Origin of the sequence: Streptomyces swartbergensis (assembly GCF_002148965.1) — a bacterium.
In the GTDB taxonomy this organism is placed as follows: Bacteria; Actinomycetota; Actinomycetes; order Streptomycetales; family Streptomycetaceae; genus Streptomyces; species Streptomyces swartbergensis.
This window is the reverse complement of the sequence record NZ_NGFN01000454.1, coordinates 1-5,796: the sequence shown is the minus strand read 5'-3', so window position 1 is coordinate 5,796 and position 5,796 is coordinate 1. Positions and strand designations below refer to the sequence as shown.

The window sequence follows — 5,796 nt, the reverse complement described above, 5'->3', positions numbered from 1 at the left end:
GGCGTAGACCGGTCGTCTCCTTGTACTTCGCTGGGCTCTCAGGCTCTCCGAGCGTGGCGACCAAGGGCGGCGGTGTCTTGCKATGCCGTAGGGATCAGCCCGCTCCTCCGTCGTCGGGCCTATGACAAGCGTCCAGGCTGCCCGCGAGCCGGATCCCGCGGGCAGCCCAACAGGGGCTCTGGGCCCGCATATGCTGGGGTGCTCCCTTCCGTGAGAGGTCTTGGTTGGCCGGTGCCCTTGCCACCCGCTCTGCGGATTGGGCACCGTCGGCTCTCGAGCCGATCCGGTCGACACCCCGGTCGGCGATGTCCCCGCCCCACGGAGGTTCCCGCATGATCCGCCGCACCGCCGCGCCCGCCGTGCTGCTGCTCGCAGCCGGACTCGCTCTCACCGGGTGCTCGGACAACGGCGACGACGCGGGCAAGGGTGACGCCACTCCGACGAAGGACCCGACCGCCGCAGCGGTCGCGGTCGCCAAGGAGTATCAGGAAGACCCATAGCGCACTCGGCCATCAGCCTCCTCCTTAAGGAGGAGGCTGATGGCCGGCCTCACCCGCTCCGCATGCCCCAGGGGGCGCAATGCCGGACACTCCTGTATAGGGCTGGCGTATTCGCGCGGGCCATGGTGAGGGTGTTCGGCGTGCTTGAGGTCCCGCTCTGGCTGTGGGGGGCGTTCGCCGCGACGGTGGTCGTGTCGCTGGCGGTGGACCTGCTGTCCCACCGCACCGCGCACGTCATCGGCTTCAAGGAGGCCGCCGCCTGGAGCGGCCTGTGGGTGAGCCTCGCCCTGATCTTCGGCGCGGTCGTCTTCCTCGTCCTCGGCACCACTGCGGGCACCGAGTACACGACGGCGTGGCTGCTGGAGAAGAGCCTGTCGGTCGACAACCTGTTCGTCTTCGCCGTGATCTTCGCGTACTTCAAGGTGCCCCGCGCCTACCAGCACCGCGTGCTGTTCTTCGGCGTCATCGGCGCGCTCGTCTTCCGCGGGATCTTCCTCTCCCTCGGCGTGGCCGTGGTCAGCCGCTTCACCGCGGTGCTGTTCGCCTTCGCCGCGGTCCTCTTCTACAGCACCTACAAGCTCCTCAAAGACGAGGAGGAGAGCTTCGACCCGGGCAAGAGCTTCGCCGTACGGATGCTCCGCAAACTCATCCCGGTGCGCGACGAGTACGCCGGGGCGAAGTTCTTCGTCAAGGAAGCCGGCATACGGATGGCGACCCCGCTGCTCGCGGTGGTTGCCGCGATCGAGGCCGCCGACCTGATCTTCGCCGTCGACAGCGTGCCCGCCGTCCTCGCGGTCAGCGACGACGCCTTCATCGTCTACACCAGCAACGCCTTCGCCATCCTCGGCCTGCGGGCCCTCTACTTCATGCTCGCCGGCCTGCTGGACCGCTTCCACTACCTGAACAAGGGACTGGCGGTCATCCTCGCCTTCATCGGGGTCAAGCTCATCCTCCAGGCAGCCCACAAGCTGATCAGCCCCAGCATCCCGGAAATCCCCTCACCGATCAGCCTCGCGGTCATCGTCGTCGTCCTGACAGGTTCCGTGGTGCTCAGCCTCAAAAGGCCGGCCCCGATAGGCGTTCTGGAACACACCGACGAACAAGACGCCTCCACGGCCACCGAGCAGCCCGAGACGCCCAGCGCACTGCCCGTGACGGACGCCCCTGAGCCTCCAGCCGGTACACCGGGCCGGGACGGTGGAGCCAGCCCGCGCTCGGGGCGGCGCAGAAGCAGAGCACTTCCCGACACGCCAGTACGGGCATATCGTAAAAAAATGGTCAAAATGAAGCGCAAGCCCGACGTATATGTATGCCCGACGTGTAAGAAATCCGTGCCAGCCGCGGTCCACCGCCACAAGAGCCTCGGCGTATTCGTTCCCGTGTGGGGCCCGGGCGCATGTCAGAACCGCGACTGTCCCGACTACCGGCTGGACCCCCACCACAAGCACTCCCCGGCCCGGTAGCGAAACTGGCAGCGAGGCGATGGACTGCCGACCTGGATCGGCGGGAGCTGGCCCTGCCCGTCACAACAGGCGGCCCGCCGGGGTCGTCGGCCAGCACGATCGCGGCTTTCACGCGCTTGCCCACCGGCTCGCGCCGCACCTCGGAACCGCAGCACACCGCCATCGTGACCTCCAGGCCATGCCGCCCGACGCGGCCAGGATCGGCAGAACAGGAGTCCCCGGCCACCGCGCCGATCCCCGACCAACTACTGAGCCCGGCCAGGCCTGGATGGTGCCTGTCTTCGTCAGCGACGCAGAGGCTGCTCGCGTCCCATCGCGTCGGCCAACTGCCGGCGGGCCACATCCAGCGCCGTGTCCAACTGGCGGGTGCCGGTGACCACACATAGCGTGTACGACGCGTCCTCAAGCTGGCGCCTGGTCTCGGCACTGCCACCGGACGCCAGGTGCCGCCTGAGCGTCTCGCAGCGTTCGACGAGCTCCCGCAGGAGCGAAGGGTGCGCCCTCAGCATGACGGACCGCCTCCGTCCTCGCCCGTTCGGACCTGCCACCTTCACTCATACGGTCGCAAGCCTCGGCGCCCGCCGCACCCGGAAGCCGAGCGGCCCGCCCGGTCACACATCGAGGAGGCCACCGGCAGCCCGATAGCGCGCTTGTGAATCGCGGTCGGCGGCTGTGCACGCTGCGCACGGGCATGGCGTGGCTGCACCGCTGGGAGAACGGTGCAGCCGGGCGGGCCGTCCCGCAGACTGCGCAAGGTCCACGGGATGCCAAGGCGCCGTCGGGGAGCCGGGCCCACCGGCCCGCCCGTCCGTCTGATCATCCTGCGGCCCATCCGGTCGCCGGCCGGCCGCGGCGCGCCAGCACCGCACCACCGGTTGCCCGAACAGCGCATACACACTCACGCAGGCAGGTCACGCACCACGACGGACACCACCGCGAGGATCACGGTGACCGCCGCGATACCGACCATCACCGCGCGTCCGTTCCACGACGCCAGCCACTTCCTCCCGCACTCACGCACGAGGGCATCACTGTGATGATCGGACTCAGACGCGAGCCAATACGCCCCCAGCAAGGCCGCAAAGGGCTCCGCATCACCGTCCCGAGCATCCACGCACTACCCAACGAACGATCAAGGGATCAGAAACAGCCTGTCAGCGGTCGGTACTGAGGCCCCGGAAACCGGACCGAGCCCGCGACGCCTGGGCGGCCTTCGCTCCATGCCGCGCGCTACCGGAGCCGACGCCGCGCCCTCTCGCCCGGGTACCTGGTCGTCCACGGCGATGCCCAGGCGCCGGCGCACCTCAGCGGTGGCGGCCGCCACCGCAGCGAGGGCCTGCGCCAGGTCCACCCCGGCGCCGCCAAGAGCCTCGGTGAGGATGTCGAGCGCAGCACCGGGCGCAGCTCCGGGTGCGCAGCTGCGATGGCCGGGAACGGGGTGCGGTCTTCGCCCTGGTGGTGGCCGTCGAGAGCCGTGCAGAAGCCGTGGCAATACAGCAGCAGCGGCCGACCGCGTCTTGGCCGGTGAAAGGGATCGTGACGCCCCCTTCCGAGGCCATGGGCATCCTCACGGAGCGCCGACAACGCCTTCGGATCGCGCCAGCACAATCCTCGGACAGGCAGATCGCCTTCTGTCGACTCGGAGGTGAGGGTCAGTAGGTCAGGGAATGGGGACGCAGGCCGTCGAGCGTGACGGAGACCAGGCGGGTCACGGCGGCCTGGGAGGTGAGGCCGGCCGCGGCGGTCAGAGCGTGGAGGCAGTACTGGGCGAGCTCGGCCGGCGGGACGTCGGAGCGCAGGTCCCCGGCCTGGGCGGCCTGGGCAAGGAGGTGCTGGAGCATGCCTTGGAGGTGCTGCTCGGCGTGGGTGACGTGCTCGCCCTGGTGAAGGAGGGCAGCGAGTTCGCCGCCGTGGCGCTGCCGGGCGATGCCCGCGTACGCCTCGAGCACCGCCGTCAGGCGCTCCACCGCGGTGCCGGTCTGGTGGCTGATGTCCGAGAGCTGCTCAAGGTGTGCGGCGATCTGGCGCTCGTGCCAGGCCAGCAGGACCGCTTCGGCGTCGGAGAAGTACTTGTAGAGCGTCGCCCGCCCGATGCCGGTCCGTTCGGCGACCTGAGACATGGTTACCGACCGCAGGCCGCCTTCGGCCACCAGCTTCGCGGTGGTGTCCAGGATCGCCTCACGCACGGCGGCGCGGTGCGCGTCGATCGTCTCGTTCCACAGCTTCGGCACCCACCCAGGATACGGGCGTCCACGGGAGATACACTCGGTTTCAAGTCGAGACAGAGTGTCTCGAAAAATGGGCGGAGGTCGTCATGGCAGGCTCACCGGACCGTCACGACGACGACGGCGAGGGGGCGCCGCGCTGGGTGAAGGTCTCCGCGGCGATCGCTATCGCCCTGGTCGTGGTGTTCGTGATCGTGCACCTGGCGGGCGGCGGCATGACGGGGCACACGCCGTGACTCTGTTGCCGCCGCGGGTGCGCAAGCTGACGCTCACGCTTCACGTCACCTCCTCGGTCGGCTGGCTGGGTGCGGTAGCAGCCTTCCTCGCCCTCGCCGTCGCCGGGCTGACCAGCAGCGCGCCCCAGACCGTGCGGGGCGCCTACCTGGCCATGGACGTGATCGGCTGGTACGTGATCGTCCCGTTCAGCGTCGCCTCCCTGCTGACCGGCCTTGTGCAGTCGTTCGGCACGGTGTGGGGGCTGCTGCGCCACTACTGGGTCATCGCGAAACTCCTGATCACTGTGGTCGCGACCCTTCTGCTGCTGGTCCACATGGAGCCGGTCGGACACCTCGCCGACGCTGCCGCACGGGCCGCCCTCGCGGGCGGTGAGCTTCAGGGCATGCGCATCCAGCTGATCGCGGACGCGGCCGCCGCCCTGCTGGTGCTCCTGACGGCGGCCGCCCTGTCGGTGTTCAAGCCGCGCGGGGTAACCCGCTACGGGCGCCGTCGCCAGCGCGAGCAGATCCCACAGCCACGCTGACCCCCGCCGCCGGCGGCCGGCCTGCGAAGGCAGTACGGGCGCCGACGGGGGCGCACCAGGTCTGGCACGGGATCCCGCCGCCTGGTCAGATACTCGGGCCCCGCTGCCTTGGGTCGCCGGGTTTCGCTCTCTTTGCCTTCTGATGGTGGGAGCAGGTCGGCTCAGTGCTGGTGGCCGTCGTCGTGCCCGGGCTCCTCGCTGGGGTGGGTGTCCTTCGGAGACGCAGCGGGCTGGGAGGGTGGATTGGTGGGGGTGCTGCCGTGGTCACCCTCGTGGCCTTCGTCGCTTCCCTTCTTGGGCACGTCATCGCTGTGGCTGTGTCCGCCTCCGGACTCGGCCATCGTGGGGGCGATGTGGCGGAGACCGAGGAAGGTAAGGGCCGTCACGACGACGATGGCCAGGCCCGTGAGGCTGAGGATGCGCCTCCAGGGCCTCTTGGCCTACTTCAGGAAGAAGGCGACGAAGGACAGGACAATGCCCAGCGGTATCAGCACGGCACAGCGTTCTGGGAGGTCGGCGAAGTGCTGCATACCGCCGCTGAGCATGCCGAGGCCGAACGAGAGCATCGTCGAGGTACCCAGCACGCGCAATATGCGTGACAGGGGCTGCCTCTCGGTCGCGAGGATGATGTCGTTGAGAACGGTCGCGAGCAGGAAGACCAGTACGCCGGACGCGGCGATCAACGAATAGCGGGTGGGGGCCATGGGGTGGTGGACAACCGCGCCGCTGATGAGGCCGGCACCGACGTAGTAGCCGACGTAGCCGAGGTAGCGCCACGGCAGCATGACTCCTTCCCGTCTGCTGTTGGAGCGGCGTTGGCTGCGGGTCGGCTGCGAGGGGGTCGGGGG

At 69.2% G+C, this 5,796-nt stretch carries 8 protein-coding genes and 2 pseudogenes; 4 read left to right on the top strand and 6 right to left on the bottom strand.

Features of this window, described 5'->3' with window-relative positions; genetic code table 11:
• Positions 1-332: 332 nt before the first annotated feature.
• Together CA983_RS46445 and CA983_RS39700 are read left to right on the top strand one after the other, a co-directional pair.
• Complete coding sequence (locus CA983_RS46445; protein WP_158101936.1) at positions 333-500, top strand: hypothetical protein; 168 nt, start codon at positions 333-335, stop codon at positions 498-500.
• Positions 501-640: 140 nt separating this feature from the next.
• Positions 641-1,711 (top strand): annotated as a pseudogene (locus CA983_RS39700) (TerC family protein); the annotation flags it as partial.
• 313 nt (positions 1,712-2,024) lie between these two features.
• On the opposite strand, the pseudogene CA983_RS48570 reads toward CA983_RS39700, so the two are convergent.
• The 4 genes and pseudogenes from CA983_RS48570 to CA983_RS39680 all read right to left on the bottom strand — a co-directional run.
• Positions 2,025-2,171, bottom strand: a pseudogene (locus CA983_RS48570) (ATP-binding protein); the annotation flags it as partial.
• Positions 2,172-2,247: 76 nt separating this feature from the next.
• Positions 2,248-2,472 carry a DUF5133 domain-containing protein gene (locus tag CA983_RS39690; protein ID WP_086605550.1) on the bottom strand — a complete coding sequence of 75 codons (225 nt, stop codon included), beginning with the start codon at positions 2,470-2,472 and terminating at the stop codon, positions 2,248-2,250.
• Between the two features lie 389 nt (positions 2,473-2,861).
• Complete coding sequence (locus CA983_RS49020) at positions 2,862-2,984, bottom strand: hypothetical protein (protein WP_279628501.1); 123 nt, start codon at positions 2,982-2,984, stop codon at positions 2,862-2,864.
• Between the two features lie 631 nt (positions 2,985-3,615).
• Positions 3,616-4,194, bottom strand: coding sequence for a TetR/AcrR family transcriptional regulator (locus CA983_RS39680; RefSeq protein ID WP_086605549.1), 579 nt, complete (start codon positions 4,192-4,194; stop codon positions 3,616-3,618).
• 83 nt (positions 4,195-4,277) lie between these two features.
• Here CA983_RS39680 and CA983_RS46440 point away from each other — a divergent pair, with 83 nt between their 5' ends.
• Complete coding sequence (locus CA983_RS46440; RefSeq protein WP_158101935.1) at positions 4,278-4,424, top strand: hypothetical protein; 147 nt, start codon at positions 4,278-4,280, stop codon at positions 4,422-4,424.
• The gene (locus CA983_RS39675) at positions 4,421-4,948 is read left to right on the top strand and encodes a hypothetical protein (RefSeq protein WP_244207297.1); all 528 of its coding nucleotides are present in this window, start codon (positions 4,421-4,423) and stop codon (positions 4,946-4,948) included. Before CA983_RS46440 ends, CA983_RS39675 begins: the two co-directional genes overlap by 4 nt.
• A gap of 161 nt (positions 4,949-5,109) precedes the next feature.
• On the opposite strand, the gene CA983_RS46005 is transcribed toward CA983_RS39675, so the two are convergent.
• Together CA983_RS46005 and CA983_RS39670 are read right to left on the bottom strand one after the other, a co-directional pair.
• Entirely contained in the window at positions 5,110-5,334 is a 225-nt protein-coding gene (locus CA983_RS46005) for a hypothetical protein (RefSeq protein ID WP_143645710.1), read from the bottom strand.
• Between the two features lie 54 nt (positions 5,335-5,388).
• A partial coding sequence (locus tag CA983_RS39670) for a hypothetical protein (RefSeq protein WP_208637140.1) occupies positions 5,389-5,796 on the bottom strand: 408 nt, incomplete at its 5' end.

What these genes read in the sequence shown, in the direction of transcription:
- CA983_RS46445 (WP_158101936.1), top strand. Translation starts at nt 333, where the DNA reads ATGATCCGCCGCACCGCCGCGCCCGCCGTGCTGCTGCTCGCAGCCGGA.
- CA983_RS39690 (WP_086605550.1), bottom strand. Translation starts at nt 2,472, where the DNA reads ATGCTGAGGGCGCACCCTTCGCTCCTGCGGGAGCTCGTCGAACGCTGC.
- CA983_RS46440 (WP_158101935.1), top strand. Translation starts at nt 4,278, where the DNA reads ATGGCAGGCTCACCGGACCGTCACGACGACGACGGCGAGGGGGCGCCG.